Source organism: Sphaerisporangium sp. NPDC004334 (assembly GCF_053602655.1).
The window spans coordinates 67,197-87,596 of sequence record NZ_JBSGDZ010000024.1 but is presented as its reverse complement, the minus strand read 5'-3'; the positions used below and the strand labels follow the sequence as shown (position 1 = coordinate 87,596).

Sequence of the window (20,400 nt, the reverse complement as noted above, 5' to 3'; positions counted from 1 at the left end):
GTAGGCTGGAAGGCGTGTCCGCTACCCCTGCCGAGTCCATGTCCTTCTACGACGCCGTGGGCGGCTCAGAGGCCTTCGAGCGCCTCGTGCACCGCTTCTACCAGGGCGTGAAGGACGATCCGCTGCTGCGCCCCCTCTACCCCGAGGAAGACCTCACCGGGGCCGAGGAGCGGCTTCGCATGTTCCTCGTCCAATATTGGGGCGGCCCCACCACCTACGGCGAGCAGCGCGGGCACCCGCGGCTGCGCATGCGGCACGCCCCGTTCGTGATCGGCGAGCCCGAGCGCGACGCGTGGCTGCGGCACATGCGCGACGCCGTGGACTCCCTCGAACTGCCCGACGACCTCTCCGCCAAGCTCTGGACCTACCTGCAGTACGCGGCCCACAGCCTCGTGAACGCATAAGTGGCCGCCTCGGGGGGCAGCCAAGGACGTGTGAAGAACTCCCCTTGGTGGCGTGATGCCGTCGTTTACGAGATCTACGTTCGCAGCTTCGCCGACGCCTCGGGAGACGGCGTCGGCGACATCCAGGGGATCCGTTCCCGCCTGCCCTACCTCGCGGAACTCGGCGTGGACGCGATCTGGCTGACTCCCTTCCAGCCTTCTCCCATGGCCGACGGCGGGTACGACGTGGCCGACTACCGAGGCGTCGACCCGCTGTTCGGCACGCTGGCCGACTTCGACGCGCTGGTCGCCGACGCGCATGCCCACGGCCTGCGGCTCATCGTCGACGTGGTGCCGAACCACAGCTCCTCCGCCCACCCGTGGTTCCAGGCCGCGCTGGCCTCCCCGCCGGGCAGCCCCGAGCGCGACCGCTACATCTTCCGCGACGGCGACGCGCCGCCCAACAACTGGACATCGGTGTTCAGCGGGCCGGCGTGGACCCGCCTGCCCGACGGGCAGTGGTACCTCCACCTGTTCGCTCCCGAGCAGCCCGACTTCAACTGGCGCAACCCCGCGGTTCACGAGGAGTTCCTGGACATCCTGCGGTTCTGGCTCGACCGGGGCGTGGACGGGTTCCGCATCGACGTGGCGATGGGCCTGTACAAGGACGCGGACCTGGCCGACGTGCCGCCCTCGGAGGAGGGGTTCCAGTCGCGTTCGCCCATCTGGAGCCAGCCCGAGGTGCACGAGGTGTACCGCGAGTGGCGCAAGGTGCTCGACTCCTACCCCGGCGACCGCGCCGCCGTCGGCGAGGTGTGGACCGACACCGCCGAGGACCTCGCGCTCTACGTCCGGCCCGACGAGCTGCACCAGAGCTTCAACTTCGCCTGGCTTGAGGCCCCCTGGTCGGCCACCGCCTTCCGGAAGATCATCGACGACACGCTGGCCGCCGTCACCGCGCCCACCTGGGTGCTGTCCAACCACGACGTGGTGCGCCACATCACCCGTTACGGCGAGGGCTCGCTGGACCCCGCGGCCGGCCTCGCCCGCGGGCGTGCCGCTCTGCTCGCCATGCTCGCCCTGCCCGGGTCGGCGTATCTGTACCAAGGGGAGGAACTCGGCCTCCCAGAGGTGAAGGATCTTCCTCCGGAGTCGCGCCAGGACCCGATCTTCGCCCGTTCCAAGGGCGAGCTGCTCGGCCGGGACGGCTGCCGGGTGCCGATCCCGTGGTCCGGCGACGCGCAGCCGTACGGATTTTCACCCGGCGGCGCCGGCCCGTGGCTGCCCCAGCCGGCCTCATGGGCGGCTCTCACCGCCGAGCGCCAGGCCGGCGACCCCGCCTCCACGCTGGCGTTCTACCGCCGCGTCCTTGAGCTGCGCCGGTCGCTGCGGGGCACGCTGCCCGACGCCATCGCCTGGCTGGAGGCTCCCGGCGACGCGCTCATGTTCACGCGGGGCGAGCTGATCTGCGCCATCAACTGCGGCGAGGAGGCCGTCCCCCTGCCGCCGCACCGGGAGATCCTGGTGTCCAGCGGCAACGGCGACGGGGCTTCCCTGCCCCCCGACACCGCCGTGTGGCTCCGCTCCGCCTGAACCGAGGGAGACCGGGGACGGCATCAGACCGTCTCGGAGGTAAGCGCGTCCACCTGGGTGGTAAAGAATCCAACCCAGGCAGGACGACTGGCCGGTGTGTGCCACCGGGGAGGAGATAACTCCACCACAGTACGGCGGAACCACACCACACCCCGGCCGAGTGCTACAGATCTCCACCCACCGCCCGCCCCCGGTTCACCCCACCCCCACCCGGTGGAACGATTCCCACCCCGGCCTCACTCACCCGGCGTCATCCACCCGGCGTCATCCACCCGGCCTCGTTCACCCGGCGTTCGCTCACCCGGGGTCGCTCATGGAGCGAGCCGGTGCAGGTCACGGGGGAACAGCGCGACCTGGCGGACGTTCGGCACGTCGAGCAGGCGTGCCATGAACCGTTCGAGCCCGAATGCGAAGCCGCCGTGTGGTGGCATGCCGTAGCGCATCGCGTCGAGGTAGCCCGAGTACGCCGACAGGTCGGTCTCGCCGCGCGCGGTCAGCGCTCGCACGTAGTCGGCGTACCGGTGCATCCGTTGGCCCCCGCTGACCAGCTCCAGGCCACGGAAGATCAGATCGATCGCGCGCGAGTAGCCGGGACGAGCCGGGTCCGGATGGGTGTAGAACGCGCGATGCGCGGTCGGGTAGCCCTCGACGAACACGAAATCCGAGCCATGCTCGCGCAAGGCCCACTCGCCGATCCACCGCTCGTGCGCGGGCGCGAGGTCGGGCTCGCCGGTCACGTCCTCGCCGGTCGCTCTGCTGATCATCTCCAGTACGTCGGCGAAGTGCACCACCACGGGTTCGTCCGTCAGCGCGGGCATGGTGATGTCGAGAAGCTCAAGTGAGGCGCCGGCCGATGCCCGGATGCCGGCCAGCATGCCCCCGACCGTCGCATGGCACGCGGCGATGACGTCACGGTGGTCTTCCACGAAGCCCATCTCGGCGTCGAGAGAGGTATAGGAAGCCAGGTGGCGGGCGGTGTCGCTCGGCTCGGCGCGGAAGACCGGTCCGACCTCGTAGACCCGCTCCAGGACGCCGACCATCATCTGCTTGTAGAGCTGAGGGGACTGCGCCAGGTACGCCGGACGGCCGAAGTAGTCGAGCTCGAAGACGTTGGCGCCGCTCTCGGTGGCCGCGCCCACGATCTTCGGGGTGTGGATCTCGACGAACGACATCGCTTCGAGCGCCGTGCGGAAGCCGCCGACCGCGGCCGCACTGATGCGGTGGACGGCGGCGAGCTTCGGGTGGCGCAGCGCGACCGGCGCGTAGTCCAGCATCGTCGGCAGGCTCGCGCGCAGCTCGGGCCGGTAGAGGTCGAACGGAGCCGGCTCGGCCGGGTCGGTCAATGCCTCGATCACCGGCGAAGTGATCTCCACTCCGCCCGGAGCGGACGGCTCGACGGTGACCGTGCCCACGACGGCGACCGTCGTCTCTTCCGGCAGGGTCTCAAGCCGAGCGCGGGCGGCCTTCTCGGACACGACGATCTGAGTCAGGCCGGCGGCGTCGCGCAGAATCAGGAAAGCGACCGACTTCAGCAGCCGGCGACGATGTATCCAGCCCGCGATGCGTACGGTCTCACCGACGTGTGCGGACAGCTGGGTGGACAGGATGCGTTGCATGGTGGTGGCCTCCTCTGGTCGCAACGCGTCCCCTGAGAGGCGTGGGCGAGCGGGATCCTCGCGGTACCACCACACCTTCACCACGCCGTCGTGCGGCGTGGCCTCTGCAAACCCGTGACGTGGGCGATTCGGCGGGACTCTACTAGACGCGAAGGTCGTTCTTCCCCGCAGCTCGGGAGGGTCTTCGCGCCCCGGCCGGAGTCCGCCTTCGCAGCTGCCGGCGGCTCTCTCCGACTCCGGTGATCGAGGTGCTACTCGGCTCCGTCGTCGCTGTTGGACGCCATCTTACGCAGATCTGCGTTCGTCGATGAGACGCGACAGCGCCCACGTGGCCTGGGCCCGCATGGATGAGCTCGCAGCGGCGATCAGACAGTGGTTCGGGCCCACGGCCGCTCATGAATAACGCCAGGTTCGCAGCGCGCTGCCGCGACTCCTCTACAGAGCCACAGGTCGGCCCCTGGCTCCGATCGCCGCTCCCGAGACCGGACAAACCGGCTGACCGGCACCCACGGCGACGTCCCAAGCGCCCGGGACGACTTGGGGTCGGCTCCCTGGTTGAAGCGCCCGTCGCTCCGGGCGGCGCCGAGGCGGGTGGACCGGCTGGGGTGAGAACCAGAGCCCAACGGTCGAGCAGCGGGGAGAGCCGGTCGATGGTCGGCGAGTCTGGAGACGCCGGCCAAATCCAGGACGGCCCGCGGCCGGTGCTCCAACGGCGGGGTACAAGGAAACGCCACCCCGGTCCGCGACCGGGGTGGCGATGCCGCCTGCTCGCCTACGGACTCAGCCGCGGACCGTCGGTCCACACCTGTCCTGCGTTGACCGTCAGGCGTGGGGTGTCAGTCGCGGGTGAGCTTGCGGTAGGTGACGCGGTGCGGACGGGCCGCGTCTGCGCCGAGCCGCTCGATCTTGTTCTTCTCGTAGTCGGCGTAGTTGCCCTCGAACCAGAACCAGTTCGAGCCGCCCTCCCACGCGAGGATGTGCGTCGCGGTGCGGTCGAGGAACCACCGGTCGTGCGAGGTGATCACCGCGCAGCCCGGGAACTCGAGCAGGGCGTTCTCCAGGCTGGACAGCGTCTCGGTGTCGAGGTCGTTGGTCGGCTCGTCCAGCAGCAGCACGTTGCCGCCCTGCTTGAGGGTGAGCGCCAGGTTCAGACGGTTGCGCTCGCCACCGGACAGGATGCCCGCGGGCTTCTGCTGGTCGGGGCCCTTGAACCCGAAGGCGGCGATGTAGGCGCGGGAGGGCATCTCGACGTGACCGACCTTGATGTGGTCGAGCCCGTCGGAGACGACCTGCCAGACGTTCTTGGTCGGCTCGATGTTGCCGCGCCCCTGGTCCACGTAGGAGATCTTGACGGTGTCGCCGATCAGGATGTCGCCGTTGTCGGGCTTCTCAGCCTGCATGATCATGCGGAACAGGGTCGTCTTACCGACGCCGTTCGGGCCGATGATGCCGACGATGCCGTTGCGCGGCAGGTCGAACGACAGATCCTCCATGAGGAGCCGGTCGCCGAAGCCCTTGGTGAGGCCGGTCGCCCGGATGACCGTGGTGCCCAGGCGCGGGCCCGGCGGGATCTGGATCTCTTCGAAGTCGAGCTTGCGGTACTTGTCGGCCTCGGCGGCCATCTCTTCGTACCGCTGCAGACGCGCCCGGCTCTTGGTCTGCCGAGCCTTGGCGTTGGAGCGCACCCACTGGAGCTCCTCCTCCAGGCGCTTCTTGCGCTTGACGTCCTTCTGGCCCTCGACCTTCAGCCGGGCGGCCTTCTGCTCGAGGTAGGTCGAGTAGTTGCCCTCGTACGGATAGCAACGGCCCCGGTCGAGCTCGAGAATCCACGTCGCCACGTTGTCCAGGAAGTACCGGTCGTGGGTGACGGCCAGGACGGTGCCGGGATACTTCTCCAGGTGCTGCTCCAGCCACTGGACGCTCTCGGCGTCGAGGTGGTTGGTGGGCTCGTCGAGCAGCAGCAGGTCGGGCTGCTCGAGCAGCAGCTTGCAGAGGGCGACGCGGCGGCGCTCGCCACCGGACAGCTTGGTGACCTCGGCGTCCGGCGGGGGGCAGCGGAGGGCGTCCATCGCCTGCTCGAGCTGGCTGTCGACATCCCACCCGTTGCGGTGGTCCAGCGCCTCCTGCAGCTTGCCCATCTCGTCGAGCAGCTCGTCGCTGTAGTCCGTCGCCATGAGCTCGGCGATCTCTTCGAACCGGGCGCGCATGGCGAGCGTCTCGGCGACGCCCTCCTGGACGTTGCCCAGAACGGTCTTGGACTCGTTCAGCGGCGGCTCCTGCTGCAGCATGCCGACGGTGAAGCCGGGCATCAGCCGGGCGTCGCCGTTGGACGGCTGCTCGATGCCGGCCATCATCTTCAGCAGCGTGGACTTACCAGTGCCATTGGGGCCCAGCACACCAATCTTGGCTCCGGGCAGGAAATGCAGCGTGACGTCATCAAGGATGACCTTGTCGCCGTGCGCCTTGCGGACACGCTGCATCGTATAGATGTACTCGGGCATGCTCCTAAGAGTAGGGGATTCCGCCATCGGAGTTGTCCCCTCACGCCCACCCACCACCCCCGACCACGAGCCCATCCCCCAGCAGGCCGCCACCCACACGTGCTACCGCCATCAGTGTCGTCGTCCGGCATGGGATGGCTCCGGTGAACCATGCTCAAGCGATACCGCCATCGGCATCATCGTCGGCCATGGGATGGACGCGATGAGCCATGCTCAGGCGATACCGCCGTCGGTGTTCTCGGCTCGGGCGTGGGGTGGGGGCTCGGGCGCGACGGGGAGGCAGATGCGGTCGCGGCCGAGCTCTTTCGCCCGGTAGAGGGCCAGATCGGCGGCGGCGAGCAGCTCGATCAGATCGTCGCCGTGCAGGGTCATGATGGCCACCCCCGCGGACACCGTCACCGAGATCATCGTGTCCTCGACGGGGATGGCCATGCGGCCGACACGTGACCGCAGGCGCTCGGCCACCCTTCGCGCCTCGGCGACGTCGGCACGCGGGAGCAGCACGACGAACTCTTCACCGCCGAACCGCCCGACCACGTCATAGTCGCGGAGCTGGCTGCGCAGGGCCGTGGCGACGCCCGCGAGGACCTGGTCGCCCACCAGGTGGCCATAGGTGTCGTTGACCCGTTTGAAATAGTCGATGTCGACGATCAGCAGCGCCAGCGTCTCCCCTGTGCGCCGCGCCCGGACGATCTCGGTGTCGGCCTCCCGCTGCCAGGCCGTCGCGTTGAGCAGACCGGTCTTGGCGTCCGTACGGGCCGCGGCCTTGAGCTGGGCGTGGAGCAGGCTGCGTTGCAACAGGACCACGGGCGGAAGGGTGAGCACCAGCAGGACCACGCTCAGCCCGCACGCGATGGCGACCAGCACCCCAAGGCACAGCTCCACGACGTCGAGCAGTACGCGCTCGCGATCCCACAGCACGTCGCGCCAGCGGGTGTCCGGATCGAACATGTGAAGCGCGATGGCGATCAAGGCGGTGTTGAGCACGGTGAACAGCGCAGCGCACCCCACCGCGATCGCCAGCGGCCCGCTCGACCCGAGCGCTTCGCCCTTGCCGCTCGGCACCAGGGCATGGAAGATCACCGACGCCGCGCCGGCCGCGAGACCGATGGCGGCCGCGCTGAACACCCGCCGGTACAGCACGGTCGCCCGGACGCGTATCTGCAACAGGAACTGCAGCGGCAGCGGCGCGAGGACCGCGTAGACCGGTGGCAGCAGTAATGCGACGGGCAGCCACCAGGCCGAGAGCAGGTCACGAGACACACCCGCGGGCATGCCGAGACGACGGGTCGCCTCGATGCAGATCGCCCCACACGCCATCAACGCGAGGAAGGTCAGCATTTCGGACCAGCGGAACTCGGTGGAGGCCGCGAGATAGGCCGCCACCCCGAAGGCGAGGCCCACGGTGCCGCAAAGATAGACGACCAGAACGGCTGGCTGCGCCAGCAGCGGCCATCGGTCGGCTAGCGAAAGCATGCCGCCGCGTGGCTCGACCGAGAGTTCACCGGACGTCATGACATCCCCCAACGCTCACTTCCATCCGGACGGGTTCGTTGCCTCGACTCTACGTCTCACGATGTGTAACACAATAGTCGCGCAGTGTGCGGCCCGCGATGGGAACCGCTACGTTGAGCACTGCGGCCGACACAGCCGGTTGGCCCGCTGCGCCCGCTCCCCATCGAGCGGCCCATGCACGAAAGGAACAGCCATGGCGCGAGGCATCATCTGGACCTGACCAACCGCCAGGCCGTATAGCCCCATCGGCACAAACACACATGCTGACCCTGCCCGACGCAACACTCATGTAGCGCCCAGATGCCTCCTTCACCCCGTCCTGCCGGAGGCTCACGCGAACCACATGTACCTGCGGAGCAGAGCCCACCCCAGAGGCACCGTTCCCTCGCCGCTTCTGCGGTGGGCAGCCGGCTGCGGGCGTCGGTTCGCCGGGTGCTCTTGGGCGGACTCATGGTTCACGCTGCTAGACGGTCGGTGGGGTCGGGGGTGGCCAAGGGCATGTCGTCGCCGGTCGCGCATTGCTCGCCCACCGTGTCCATCGGGTCGGCGAGGGCCGGAGCATGGGCGCCCGTCAAGGGGGCGGCGGCGTTGCCCGTATGGCCGGACTCGCCGGCCCTCTGCTCGTCCGTTATGGAGTCGACGCTTCTCAATCGGCCCCCTTGGCCATCCGTAGCGGCCGGGCTCGCGGCCCCGATGAGCTCCCAGTCGCGGGTGGTGTCCGCGAACGGTTCCCGTGTCACCTCGTCGAACGCGGGGGCGGCGGGCCCCCGCTGCGGTCTTTCGAAGGTGCTCACCCCACGTCGCAGGTCATGGCCGACGGAGGTGGCCTCGACCTCGGCGACGAACCGGCGCTCGCCGTCACGCTCATAGGAGCGGATGCGCAGCCGACCGTGGACGACGATCGGCTGGCCCAGCTTGATGGACTGGGCGACGTTCTCTGCGAGCGTCCGATAACACCGCACGGAATAGAAGGTGGTCTCGCCGTCATGCCATGTCTGGGAAGATCTGTCGAACACGCGCCGCGTTGAGGCCAGACGCAGCGACGTGACGCGGGTGCCGTCGTTGAAGTTGACCCGGCGGGGGTCGGCGGTGACGTTACCGACCAACGTGATGTAGGTGTCGTTCATCGTGCCTCCCGTGGCGGACCGGCGGACCGTCTCCGCCGACATGGGAGCCAGTCTGGCCCGGCCCGTCACCCTCCATGATTGCCGAACTGCATTCTGTGGATAGGACGCCGCGCCGCACGCGCGCCTGTGGAGAACCGCGAAGGCGCAGGCCAGACCACCACAGCGGCCGGATCCGTGCCGCAGAAAGCAGACACAACACCACGATCAGCGCGTCGAGGGCGCCTGCCTCACCGCTTCATCTGTTCACATCGCGACGCCATGAGGATGCCCACGCACGGTCCGCGGCGCCATGGTCCGCCTGCCGTCGGCGCCGCTCAGGGCTTGGTCTCCGAAGAGGGATGGCCCGGCGGCGCGGGTGGGGATGACTCAGCGGCAGGCAGGCGAAGGGGTGACTCAGCGGCGGGATGGCTCAGCGGCGGGCGGAGGGGTGGCTCAGCGACCGATGGCTCAGCGGCGGGCCGAGGTCAGGGCGGCGAAGAATTCGTTGTAGCGGCGCAGTTCCTGTTCCACCGGCTGGACGACCATCCGCTTGGAGACGGCCGAGATGCGGCGGCGCATCTCGCGTTCGAGTTGCTCGCGTTCGTTGCCGGCCCCGAGGACCACGAAGTTACGGCTCGCGATCGCCGAGAACAGGCCCAGCCCCAGCACGCTGACGATCATGAGCCCGAGCCACGGCAGCGTCGTCACATCGCCGAGCAGCTCGGCCGGCGCTCGGCCGATCTTGAAGACGCCGTACAGGAGAATGGCCCCCGCCCAGCCGACGCCGGCGACGAACAGCACGACCAGCAGGTACTGCCAGATCTTCAGCAGCCACCACCAGCGAGGCACGCGGTCGAGGCTCGGCGCGATCTCGGCGAGCTCGCCGGACAGGACCTCCGGCAGCTTGCCGAGTTGAGACCGGGCGGCATCCCGGACGCCGTTGCGCCACGCCTCGGGCATGCCGGAGCTCAGGCCGTCGGCGAGGGCCTGGACGGCGTTCTCCACCTCGGCGGGCTGGGCGCTCACCGAGGCCGCGGTCACGGCCCTGACCTCGTCGCGCAGATTGCCCAGACGCAGGCTGTTCAGCGGGTCGGGGCGCAGCCGCGCGGCCCAGCGCGCATAGGGCCAGCCGACCCAGTCGATGGAGCGCACGCCGTAGACGTTCTCCAGAGCCTCGCCGACGGCCGGGACGCCGACGGCGTCGCAGAGGGCGTCGGTGAGCCCCTCCTGCCGGGCGAGGTCCACGGTGGGCTGCACCGCCAGGGCCTCAGGGGCGGGCATGACCTTGGCGAGCTTGCCCATAAGGCGGTTGAGGTCGGCCTCCAGGCGCTGGACGGCGGCCCGCCGCTGGGCGACGGACTCGGCGAGCACGCTCTTGAGGCTGTTCACTCCCCTGCCGGTGGTCGCCGAGGTGGGCACGATGCGCGGATGCTGCACGCCCTCGCGCTTCAGCAGGTCCGACAGGTCGACGACGCACTCGGCGAGCTCCTCGGGCGCCAGCCGGTCGGCCTGGTTGAGCGCGAACACGGTGACCGCCTCGTGCCCCGCCAGCTCGGCGACGTACTTGGTGTGCGTGGCCGCGTCGGCGTACTTCTGCGGGTCGAGCACCCACACGATCAGGTCGGCGACCTGGATCAGCCGGTCGGCCTCGTGGTCGGTGATCGCCCGGATGGAGTCGTGGTCGGGCAGGTCGAGCAGGATCAGCCCGTGGAGCTGGCTCTCTCCCCGGTCGAGGGCGCTCGCGCGGGCGAACCGGTGGCGCCACTGCACCTGCAGCCAGTCGAGCAGCGGCCCCGCCCCGTCCAGGCCCCACACGCAGGCGTGCGTGCGCGCGGTCGTCGGGCGGCGCACCCCCGTCGGGGACAGTTCGAGCCCGGAGATGCGGTTGAAGAGCGAGGACTTGCCGCTTCCGGTCCCTCCCGCGAGGGCGACGACGGTGTGCTCGCCGGACAGCTTGAGCCGGTCGCCGGCGCGCAGCAGCAACTGGCCGGACTCGGCGATCAGCGCCGGATCGACCCTGCCGGGACCGAGCTCCACGATCTTCGCCAAGGCGGAGAGCCGGTACGCCAGATCGCTTCGCGTATCGGTCGTCCCCGGACGAACGCTGACACTCATCGGGCGACCTCAAGGTTGTACGTTGCCTGGTAGAGCCGCTTGGCCGCGGCCTCGTCGGGGATACCCGCCTCGTCGAGCACCTGCACGTATCGGAACGTCTCCTCGTCGAACAGGACGCTGATGCGGGCTCGCAGGTCGCTGCGCGCCTTCGTCCCGATGTTGCGCAGCGCCTCGGCGCCGAGCACGCCGCGCAGCAGCCGCTCGGGAAGGGTGCCGGTGCCGGAGACCGCGGCGACCTCCGAGCTTCCGTAGCCGAGCAGGCCCATCATGAAGACCATCGACAGCGCCTCCTCGTCGAAGGCGACCAGCTTGGCGACCGTGCGCTTGGTCACCCCGCCGGAGCGGATCAGCCCGATGACGTGCTCCTGCCAGGCCCCGATGGTACGGCCGACCCGGCGGGCGAACTCGTCGGACGGCCGGCCGAGTCCCGGAGTCTCGGCCAGGCGATCGCCGGCGCCGTCGCGCTGACGCCACCTCGCGATGACCTCCTCGGCCGCCCGCTGCCCCGCGGAGACGATCACCGCCTCGAGCCCGGAGCGGAGCGCCGAACGGAAGGCGTGCAGGCGGGCGGGAGCCTGCTGAGCGGTCTTGGTGGCCAGGCGGCCGGGACGGCGCAGGTGCAAGGTCTTCATCAGGTCGCCCGAGCCCGCGAAGTCCTGCCAGCGGGCCAGGACCTCTCCGCGCAGCAGCGAGCCGCTGCTCATCGCGTCGTCGATCTCGGCGAGCGCGCCCATGTACGCGGCGTCCACGTCGGTCCGCAGCTCGGCCCGGAGGGCGACCTGGGCCTCCATGTGCCGCGCCAGTGCGGGCACGCGGCCGCGGAAGCTGTTCAGGACCCCTTCGAGGGTCGCCCGGACGGCCTGATCGCGGCGCTGGTCGTCGACCGACAGCTCGGTGAGCCACATGCGCAGGTCGGCGACCTCCTCCTCGGGAAGGCGGCCGGCGGTGACGGCGACCTCGTTGACCACGAACCGGTCGATCTCGCCGAGGCCGTACTCCTGGAGCATCCGGGCGAAATGCTTGTCGATCACGTCCCGGGACTTCGGCGGGACCCGGGACAGCACGATCGCCATGCGCGCGCCGCGCTCCTTGGCCAGCCGTAACAGGTTCCATGCGGGCGCGTCGGCGTACCGGGTGGCGGTCGTGACGAAGATCCACAGGTCGGCGGCGTCCATCATCCGCTGCGCCACCTCGTGGTGGGTCTCCACCACCGAGTCGATGTCGGGGGTGTCGAGCAGCGCCGTCGCGGGGGGCAGCCGCTCGCTCGTGGCCAGCACGAGGCTGTCCAGCCCGCTGCCGGGCGCCGGCCGGTCGAGACGGACCAGGCCGCTGAGCACGTCACCCTTCGCGAACCACTCCCCGTCGTCGGGGTGGCAGACCAGGACGGGCGTCCCGGTGGTGGGACGGCGCACGCCCGTCGCGCTGACCTTGGCCGCGGCCAGGGTGTTCACCAGCGTGGACTTGCCCGCCCCGGTGGACCCGGCGACGGCGATGAGCGCCGGCGCGGTGCTCATGTGCACCCGGGGGATGACGTAGTTCTTGATCTGGGCGAGGATCTCGGCCTGCGCCTTGCGGGCCTCCTCGACACCGGGGACCTCCAGGCCGAGCCGGACCCCGCTCACGGCGTCACGCAGCCCGGCGAGCGCCGCCGTCAGCGCCCGCGAGACGGGCTTGGGCAGCGCCACCTCGCGCACGCGGTTGTACGGATCGTGCTGGGCGTCCGGGCCTGGGTCCGCTTCTGGATGATCCGCCCAGCCTGTGGGGGACTCGGGCTGTGCGAGGGTCGCGGGGACGGAGGAGGCGTCCGCGTGGGCCTCCCAGACCGAACGGGCTTCGGCGGTCGCCGCCGAGCGTGCGGGCTGGAACAGGCTGCCCGCGGCCGGGTCGGACGTGGGCGCCGCCTCCGGAACGTCGGTGGCGGCGTCATCGCCGGCCGGCGTCACGCGGGCGTGCCAGATGTCCTCAACGGGCTGAAGGCCTCCGGCGTCGTCCGCCGCGCCCCCAACGCCCGCTACGCCGCCTGCGCCCTCGGCGCTTTCCGCATCCTCGGCGGCGCCTGGGCCCTCGGCGGTTTCTGAACCCTCGGCGTCCTCTGCGTCCTCGTGATTCCGGAGGGCTTCGGCGTTCCCGAGGTCGTCGTTACCAGGGTCGCCGGAGTCGTCGTTCCCGAGGTCGCCGGGGCCATCGGCGGGCTCGGCGCCGTCGCCTTCGCCGGCGTTGTTGGCATTGTCGGCTTCGTCGGCGTTCTGGACGGCCGCCGCGTTGTCGGCGCCTTCGACATCGTCGAGATTCCGAACGTCCCCGGCATCATCGGCGCCGTCGGCACCCTCGGCGTCCGGGGTCTGGACGTCCTCGGCGCCCGGGACGTCGCCGGCGTGCACAGGGTCCTGGACGTCGGCGGTGGCCGCCGTCGGGTCATCCGCGTCGACGGTCGAGGGGGCGAGGGCGGCGGCGGGACGGCCGGAGGAGTCCTCAGAGGCGGAAGCGTCGGCGGACTCGATGTCGGTGGACTCCGCGTCGACGGAACCGGCGGCGGCCGACTCGGCGGCGGTGGACGCCGGAGCGTCGGCGGGCGCGGCGGCGGCGGGCGCGGCGGCGGCCGGGCCGTCGTCATCGCCCCGGATCGCCTGGAACGTTATCGTCCGCTCCTCCGGGGCCTCGGGGGAATCCTTGCCCTCGATCACCGTTTCACCCGACTGCTCGGTGTGTTCATCGGCCCGCTCGGTCTTCCTCGCAGCCGATTTCACGGAACCCGCTCCGCTCGAACCATCTCGATCTCCTGGCCGACCTTGACGACGTCACCGACGACCACGATCGCCGGCGGCCGCGTCCCAGCGGCGATCACTCGCTCCGCCACCGTGGAGAGGTCGGCATAAAGAGCTCGCTGGGTCGGAAGAGTACCGTCCTGTACGACCATTACGGGGGTTTCCGGCGAACGTCCCTCGCGTAGCAGGGTGTCAGCGATCATGGCTATTCGTTCAACAGCCATCAGAAGTACCAGGGTTCCCTGTGATCTCGCCAGTCCTGCCCAGTCAACAGTTGATCTCGGATCGTCGGGCGCGACGTGGACGGAGATGACGTGGAACTCCTGGCTCACTCCCCGGTGGGTCACCGGGACGCCTGCGGCGGCGGGAACGGCCACCGCGCTGGTGACGCCGGGGACCACGATGACGGGGATGCCGGCCCGCGCACAGGCCAGGGCCTCCTCGCCGCCGCGGCCGAAGACGAACGGGTCGCCGCCCTTCAGCCGGACGACGAACCGGCCCTTCCTGGCGTGCTCGACCAGCAGCTCGTTGATCTTCTCCTGCGCGAGATAGCGACCGTAGGGGATCTTGGCCGCGTCGATGAGCTCGACGTCGGGCGCGAGCTCGTCCAGCACCGATCGGGGCGCGAGCCGGTCGGCGATGACCACGTCCGCCTGGGCCAGCAACTGGCGCCCGCGCACGGTGATCAAGCCGGGGTCTCCGGGGCCCCCGCCGACCAGAGCGACACCGACGGGCTTGGTGCGGTCGCGGCGCGCGTCCACCGTGCCGTCGCGCAGAGCGTCGACCACGGCGTCCCTGATGCCCGCCGCGCGGCGCGGGTCGCCTCCGGCGGTGATCGCGACGCTGATCTCGTCCACGCGTCCGCTCGCGGGCGTCCAGGCGGCGGAGGCGTCGCGGTCGTCGGCGCGTACGCACCAGATGTGCTTGGCCTCGGCCTCGGCGGCGATCGCCGCGTTGACCGACCGCTCGTCGGTGCACGCCTGGACGAGCCAGGCCCCGTCGCAGTCGCCGACCTGGTACGGGCGGCGCTCCCAGGCGACCAGGCCGTCGGCGATGAGGTCGTCGAGCGCGGGCGTCACGCTCGGGGACACCAGGGTGACCGACGCGCCGGCCTGGAGCAGAGTGGGCACCCTGCGCTGGGCCACGCGCCCGCCGCCGACGACGAGCACGCGCCTGCCGTTGAGACGTAGACCGAGCAGGTAGGGCGACGACATGGGACGGTGTTCCCTTTCCCGGGAAGAGGCAAAACCCGTTGTCCGTGAGGTAAACCTACAGGCCCGCCGCCGCGGGAGGCACGGCTCGCCTGCCTTCCAGGAGCGGCTTTCGCGGATCCCAGGGCTCGCCTCCCGCGGCCGTCTCGCGCCTGCGCGCGATGGCCGACAGCGCCTCCAGGATCACCCGGTTGCCGAGGTAGGCGGTGATGTCCGCGTGGTCGTACGGCGGGGACACCTCGACGACGTCGATGCCGACCACCGGCAGCTCGTAGCAGGTGCGGCGGACGGCGTCGAGGAGCTGGCGGGAGGACAGGCCGCCGGGCTCGGGAGTGCCGGTGCCCGGCGCGTGCCCGGGGTCGCACACGTCGATGTCCACCGAGAGGAACACCCCGTCGCACTCGTCGGTGGCGATGGCGAACGCCTCGGTCAGGCACTCGGTGAGCCCGCGCTCCACGATCTCGGTCATCTCGTAGGAGCGCATGCGCTGCTGGGCCATCCAGTCGAGCGTGTCGGGGCCGGGCCAGTAGCCGCGCAGCCCGATCTGCAGGAACCTGTCGCCGCGGATCGCCTCGGACTCGATGAGGCGCCGCATCGGCTGGCCGTGCCCGTAGAGGTTGCCGAACTCGACGTCGCCGGTGTCCGCGTGCGCGTCGAAGTGGATCATGGAGACCCGGCCGTACCCGTGGTGGCGCGCGACGCCGCGCGCGTCCGGAAGGGCGACGGTGTGGTCGCCGCCGAGGATCAGCGGAACGGCCCCAGAGGCGGAGATCGTGTGGACGGCCTCCTCGATGTTGCGGATGGAGGTCTCGATGTCGCCCGAGAAGCACTCGACGTCGCCGGCGTCCAGGACCTTGAGGTCCTTCAGGGGGTCCACGCGGAGAGCGAGGCTCGGACGCGATCCGTCGTGGGGCAGGTAGCACGCCTGCCGCAGGGCCATCGGGCCGAACCGGGCGCCGGGGCGGTTGCTGGTGCCGCCGTCGAAGGGCGCCCCGACGATCACGACGTCCGCTCCCTCGAAGCTCGCCGGATCGCCGAGGTCGCAGCGCTCCACGCCGAGGAAGGTGATGTCGGGTCCGAACATCGGGCCGTAACGCATCGTGGTCCAATCACACCTGACAGCAGAACGTCACCATTTAACCGCATTGTCGGCAAAATTCCCCTGCTAGCCGGCTTTCCCGGAACGCCGCCGAAGCCGGCGCCTCACACCACCGATATGGGGCCATCCGACGTTCGATCAGCGTCCACGGCTTCGGGCGCGCGTCCGCGTCCGTCAGGGGTCCCAGACGCAGGCGTCGCTTCTCCGGTCCTGAGGTGGGCGTTCCTTCCCGCTCATGGGGGCGTGGGCCGGGTGTCCTTGTCGGTCACGCCGGCGGAGTCGAAGGTCGCGACCTCGTGCATGACGCGGACCGCCGAGCCGACCAGCGGGTAAGCGAGCAGCGCGCCGGTGCCCTCGCCCAGACGGAGCTCCAGGTCGACCAGCGCTCGGAGGCCGAGATGGTCGAGCGCGAGCCCGTGCCCGGGCTCGGCCGAGCGATGGCCCGCCACGCAGTAGTCGATGGCGTGCGGGGACAGCGCGGCGGCGACCAGGGCCGACGACCCGGCGATCACCCCATCCAGGATGACGGGGACGCGGGCCGCGGCGGAGGCGAGGATGAACCCGGCCAGGGCGGCGTGCTCCAACCCACCGACCGCCGCCAACGTGCGCAGCGCCTCCGAAACGCCTTCGGACACGGCCGGGGACGCCGCTGACGCCGGCGGCGCGGAAAGGCCGTTGATCTCCAGGGCGCGGCGGACGACGGCGATCTTGCGCTCGAGGGTCGTGTCGTCGACGCCCGTGCCCCTTCCCGTGGCCAGCGCGGGGTCGTGTCCGGTGAAGGCGCAGATGAGCGCGGCCGAGGCCGTGGTGTTGGCGATGCCCATGTCGCCGGTGATCAGACAGGCCGCGCCCGCGTCGATCAGGTCGACCGCGACGGCGATGCCCGCTTCGAGTGCCGCGACGGCCTGGTCGAGGGTCATGGCCGGGCCCTGCGACAGATCGGCGGTGCCGTAGGCGACCTTGCGGGAGACCAGGCCAGGGGCCTCCGGCAGGTCCGCCGCGACTCCGACGTCCACCACGGTCACCGACGCGCCGGCCTGGGCCGCGAAGGCGTTGGCCACCGCACCCCCCGCGAGGAAATTCGCCACCATCTGGGTGGTGACCTCCTGCGGCCAGGGGGTGATCCCCTGGGCGTGCACGCCGTGGTCACCGGCGAAGATCGCCAGGGCGGCGGGAGCCGGGAGCGGGGGCGGGCAGGCCCCCGCGACGCCGGCGAGGCGTACGGCGACGTCCTCCAGCGCTCCGAGCGCTCCGCGGGGCTTGGTCAGGCGGTCCTGATGGGCTCGCGCCAGGTCCATCGCCTCGGTGTCGGCGGGCCTGATCACCGCCAGAGTGCGTGCCAGGGGGCCGTCGTGCACGATCACACCAGTCCTTCCGCCGGGGGGCCTGGCGGCCGGACCACTTCGCCGCCAGGGAGTACGCGGAGGAAACCTCGCGAACGACCATCCGCGCCGAAGAAGTCTCGCGCAGCGCCCCCCGAGCCCGCCATCCGGGGTCCCGGCCGGCCCCCGGCCATGAAAGGTCACCGGGTTCCCGCCGCGAGCGGCGCCGGATTCGCCGCCCTCCCTCTCGCCGGCCCGGCGCCGGAGGAAAAGCCGACACAGGTGGGAGAGCCTGAGTCAGGGCACTCGCGATTAGGGTTGACGGCCGGGCGTAGGGCGGCAAGGCCGAGGCACGGGCAGCGGCGACTTGGGAGAACGACCGTACCTGCCCGCCCGGGAAGCCGCAGGACGGGCTACACGAGCCCTTCGGCGAGGGTGGCCTGGTCGCGGGTCAGGCGGCGGACGGGGGGTTCGTCTCCGCCCAGCACGCCGTCTCCCCGTAGCGGGTCGTCTCCCCGTAGCAGGTCGTCTTCGCGCAGGACGTCGGCGCCTCGCAGGACGGGGGCGCCTCGCAGGACGGGGGCGCCTCGCAGGACGGGGGCGGTCGGGTCTTCGAGGATCTCGGGGGCCGGGAGGGAGTCCAGTCCTTCCAGGGACAGAGGCTCGTCGGGGTCTAGGACGGCTTCGACGGGATCGGTGAACGCCGGAAGCTCCCCTTCGACCGCGCCGAAGGCGGCGGTGTCCGCGCCGAAAGCGGCGGTGGTCGCCGTGAAGGCGGTGGTCGCCTCGAAGGCGGTGTCCGATTCGAAGGCGGTGTCCGCCTCGAAGAGGGTGTCCGCGTCGAAGGGGGCGTCCGCGTCGAAAGCGGCACTGTCCGCGTCGAAGGGGGCGTCCGGGGCGAAGGCGGCGGCGTCCACCTCGAAGGGGGTGCGCAGGGCGAAGGGGGTGGCGTTCTGGTGGCTCGGCCATGGGGAGGCGGCGCGGAGGGCTTGTTCGTATCTGTCGATGATCAGGTCGGCCAGGCCCTCGCAGTCGCCGATCACCTCGGCGCAGCGCACGTCGAGGTCGATGTGCCCGGCGGCGTAGGCCAGCGCCTCCGCCCAGATGCGTTCGAGGACACCGCCGGCGAACAGCAGGTAGGGAAGCACGACGACCCGCTTGGCGCCCAGGCGGCGGCAGCGTTCGATGCCCTGCGCGACCGACGGCGGGGCGTCGGAGACGTACGCGGTCTCGACGGTCAGCAGGTCGGCGGCGTGGGTCTCCCAGAACAGGCGGGACACGCGGTGGACCTCGGCGTTGGCGGCGGTGTCCGGTGACCCGTGCCCCACCAGCACCACGGCGGTCTCGGCAGGGGAGATCGGCTCCCAGGCCGCCTCGCCGTGCTCGTCCCCCACGGTGACGGAGGCGAGCCGGGGCATCTCGGCGAGCGCGTCCGCGAGCCGCTCGGCCATCAGGCCCAGCACCTGGGGTGAGGCGTCGAGCGGGCGGGCGAGGTCGCAGCTGAGGGTGGGGTGCATGACCTGCGCTCGAGCGATCTCGGCGGGAATGTCACCATTGTCACCGAGGGCGAGCGGGACGGTCACGAGGCGGTGGTGTCCGCGGGCGAGGAGAGAGGCCACGGAGTCGTTCAGCGACGGCCGGCCCTTGGCCACGAAGCCGCCGGACACGTCCGCGGCGACCTGGTCCAGACGGCACCGCAGTCGGTGGACGAAACGGCCGAACTCTGCCGCGCCCGTGTCATCGTGGGCGCCGTGCCCTATGAGCAGAAGCGGCGGCTTCATATGGATCTCCGATCCTTTGACCTGCGGTTTTCTGGTCGGGTCGCGAGGATATCTGAATCTGTCAACGCTTGGACATGCCTTTGCTCACCTTTTGGGCGAACCCAGACCTTCCGTTCATGGTCATCCGGCCCGCGGGCCTTACGTACCCTGGAGAGGCCTCCCTATCGTCACAGCGCGTGATTCGCCGACCTCACTAGGTACTTGGACGTCCAGGCGCGGCCGGAGGACGCATCGAACGGTCCCGTCAGACGGTCTCGCCCTTGAGCAGGCTGAACAGGACCGCGTCGGATATGCCGCCGGAGATGGGCAGCGCCCCGCGCAGGACACCCTCCTCGGTGAAGCCGGCCTTGCGGGCCACGGCCTGGCTGGCCACGTTGCCGATGGCGACCAGCAGCGTGACCCGGTGGAAGCCGCGCATCATCAGGAACGTGCTGACGGCGCGCGTCGCCTCGCAGGCGATGCCCTGGCGGCGCGCCCACGGCGAGATCCAGTAGCCCACCTCGACGTCGCCGCGTTCCCAGTCGGCCCGCTGGATGCCGGCGGACCCGGCCAGGCGGCCGCCGGCCTTCGACTCGATGGCGAACTGCACGCCGTTCACGGAGTCCACGTGGGCGAACCTGGTGCACCATTCGTAGGCCCTCTGCAGGTCGTATCCCGCGGCCCAGGGCATCCAGCGGTTGATCTCGGGGTCGCCGTCGACGGCCTCGAAGACGTCCTTGGCGTCGGTCCCGGTGAACGGGCGCAGGATGAGCCGCTCGCTCTCCAGGCGCACACCCGTCCCGAAGCCCCGGCCGTTCATCGTGGGCGGGCCCATCGCCAGGTCGCGGGCGAGCAGCCCGAACACGACCAGGTCGTGCGGGCCGTCGTCCTCGTAGCCCGCGCCGCGCAGCAGCCCCTCACGGGTGAATCCGGACTTCTCGGCGACGCGCAGGGAGGCGGTGTTGTCCAGGTTGGCGCGAAGCTCGACGCGGCGCAGGCCGCCCTTGGTGAGCGCCCACTCGGTCAGGCCGCTGACGGCCTCGGGGGCGTATCCGCGGCCACGGTGCAAGGGATGGACACCGTACCCGACCTCGGCCGTCCCGGCGCCCCAGACGGTCTTGAACAGGCTGATGGCGCCGACGACCGTGCCCTCGGCGACCATGGCCAGGTGGATGCCCTGGCCGGAGCGCCACAGCTCGTGCACGCCGTACGAGAGCCACTGCGGCACGCCGGACGGATGGCCGGGCACGCCCGGCGGCAGGAACCGCGCACCCGACTCGAGGATGGCGCGCACCCGGTCGGCGTCCCGTGGGCCGAAGGGCCGCAGGAGCAACCGCCGGGTGGTGATCGTCAGGTGCTGATCGAAGCCGGTCAATCTTCATCCCCCTTGTGCGGACACATCAGCTCATCGCAC

Annotated in this window: 13 protein-coding genes; 2 read left to right on the top strand and 11 right to left on the bottom strand. The window is 70.7% G+C overall.

Translation table 11 applies throughout. The annotated features are described in order from the left end of the window. The first annotated feature begins 14 nt into the window (after positions 1-14). Both ACWEN6_RS29030 and ACWEN6_RS29025 read left to right on the top strand, forming a co-directional pair. Positions 15-404 carry a globin gene (locus tag ACWEN6_RS29030; protein WP_354926931.1) on the top strand — a complete coding sequence of 130 codons (390 nt, stop codon included), beginning with the start codon at positions 15-17 and terminating at the stop codon, positions 402-404. 30 nt (positions 405-434) lie between these two features. After that, positions 435-1,976: a glycoside hydrolase family 13 protein gene (locus ACWEN6_RS29025; protein WP_452574630.1), complete on the top strand. Its 1,542-nt coding sequence runs from the start codon at positions 435-437 to the stop codon at positions 1,974-1,976. 311 nt (positions 1,977-2,287) lie between these two features. On the opposite strand, the gene aspS is transcribed toward ACWEN6_RS29025, so the two are convergent. From aspS to ACWEN6_RS28970, 11 genes are all read right to left on the bottom strand, one after another. Further along, complete coding sequence (aspS, locus tag ACWEN6_RS29020) at positions 2,288-3,592, bottom strand: aspartate--tRNA(Asn) ligase (protein ID WP_452574628.1); 1,305 nt, start codon at positions 3,590-3,592, stop codon at positions 2,288-2,290. An 836-nt stretch (positions 3,593-4,428) separates the two neighbouring features. Beyond that, the gene (gene ettA / locus ACWEN6_RS29015; protein WP_452574626.1) at positions 4,429-6,093 is read right to left on the bottom strand and encodes an energy-dependent translational throttle protein EttA; all 1,665 of its coding nucleotides are present in this window, start codon (positions 6,091-6,093) and stop codon (positions 4,429-4,431) included. Positions 6,094-6,306: 213 nt separating this feature from the next. Beyond that, the gene (locus ACWEN6_RS29010; RefSeq protein WP_452574624.1) at positions 6,307-7,620 is read right to left on the bottom strand and encodes a GGDEF domain-containing protein; all 1,314 of its coding nucleotides are present in this window, start codon (positions 7,618-7,620) and stop codon (positions 6,307-6,309) included. Between the two features lie 443 nt (positions 7,621-8,063). Continuing rightward, entirely contained in the window at positions 8,064-8,735 is a 672-nt protein-coding gene (locus ACWEN6_RS29005) for a single-stranded DNA-binding protein (protein ID WP_452574622.1), read from the bottom strand. A 447-nt stretch (positions 8,736-9,182) separates the two neighbouring features. Next, complete coding sequence (locus ACWEN6_RS29000; protein WP_452574620.1) at positions 9,183-10,829, bottom strand: GTP-binding protein; 1,647 nt, start codon at positions 10,827-10,829, stop codon at positions 9,183-9,185. Beyond that, positions 10,826-13,576, bottom strand: a complete 2,751-nt coding sequence (locus ACWEN6_RS28995; protein WP_452574618.1) for an AAA family ATPase — start codon at positions 13,574-13,576, stop codon at positions 10,826-10,828. The genes ACWEN6_RS29000 and ACWEN6_RS28995 overlap by 4 nt, the downstream gene beginning before the upstream one ends. Further along, positions 13,573-14,808 carry a uroporphyrinogen-III C-methyltransferase gene (cobA, locus tag ACWEN6_RS28990; RefSeq protein ID WP_452574616.1) on the bottom strand — a complete coding sequence of 412 codons (1,236 nt, stop codon included), beginning with the start codon at positions 14,806-14,808 and terminating at the stop codon, positions 13,573-13,575. The genes ACWEN6_RS28995 and cobA overlap by 4 nt, the downstream gene beginning before the upstream one ends. Positions 14,809-14,863: 55 nt before the next feature. Next, positions 14,864-15,889 carry an agmatinase gene (gene speB, locus ACWEN6_RS28985; protein ID WP_452574614.1) on the bottom strand — a complete coding sequence of 342 codons (1,026 nt, stop codon included), beginning with the start codon at positions 15,887-15,889 and terminating at the stop codon, positions 14,864-14,866. Positions 15,890-16,137: 248 nt separating this feature from the next. Beyond that, positions 16,138-17,268: a nicotinate-nucleotide--dimethylbenzimidazole phosphoribosyltransferase gene (cobT, locus tag ACWEN6_RS28980; RefSeq protein WP_452574612.1), complete on the bottom strand. Its 1,131-nt coding sequence runs from the start codon at positions 17,266-17,268 to the stop codon at positions 16,138-16,140. Between the two features lie 371 nt (positions 17,269-17,639). Then, positions 17,640-19,007: a sirohydrochlorin chelatase gene (locus ACWEN6_RS28975; protein ID WP_452574610.1), complete on the bottom strand. Its 1,368-nt coding sequence runs from the start codon at positions 19,005-19,007 to the stop codon at positions 17,640-17,642. A gap of 244 nt (positions 19,008-19,251) precedes the next feature. After that, positions 19,252-20,361, bottom strand: coding sequence for a GNAT family N-acetyltransferase (locus ACWEN6_RS28970; protein ID WP_452574608.1), 1,110 nt, complete (start codon positions 20,359-20,361; stop codon positions 19,252-19,254). Positions 20,362-20,400 lie beyond the last annotated feature (39 nt).